A 582-nucleotide genomic window follows, 5' to 3' on the forward strand; every position below is an offset into this window, starting at 1 on the left:
CTGGTCGCGGCGAACAAGGCGGCGTTTCAGGCGGGCTGGAACTTCGGGGAGACCACCGAGGACTTCTCGGTGCGCTACGAGGTGAAACCGGCCCGGATGCGCCCGGGCACCTACCGCAACATCACCGGTAACCAGGCCCTGGCGTTGGGGCTGGTCGCGGCGGCGGTGCGGTCCAAGCTGCCGCTGTTCCTGGGCGCTTATCCGATCACCCCGGCCTCGGACATCCTGCACGAGCTGTCGAAACACAAGAAGTTCGGGGTCACGACGATGCAGGCCGAGGATGAGATCGCCGCGGTCGGCGCCGCGCTGGGCGCCTCGTACGGTGGTGCGCTGGGGGTCACCACGACCTCGGGGCCGGGGGTGGCGCTCAAGGGCGAGACGATCTCGCTGGCGATCGCGTTGGAGCTGCCGCTGGTCGTCGTGGACGTGCAACGCGCCGGCCCGTCCACGGGGATGCCGACCAAGACCGAGCAGGCCGACCTGAACATGGCCCTGTTCGGCCGGCACGGCGAAGCGCCGCTCGCGGTGATCGCCCCGAAGTCGCCGTCGGACTGCTTCCACGCCGCGATCGAAGCCGCCCGC

1 pseudogene is annotated in these 582 nt (G+C 70.3%); it reads left to right on the plus strand.

Annotation, left to right across the window (positions count from 1 at the left end):
• A pseudogene (locus Ade02nite_RS48895) lies at nucleotides 1–582 on the plus strand (thiamine pyrophosphate-binding protein); the annotation flags it as partial.

Origin of the sequence: Paractinoplanes deccanensis (assembly GCF_016862115.1) — a bacterium.
In the GTDB taxonomy this organism is placed as follows: Bacteria; Actinomycetota; Actinomycetes; order Mycobacteriales; family Micromonosporaceae; genus Actinoplanes; species Actinoplanes deccanensis.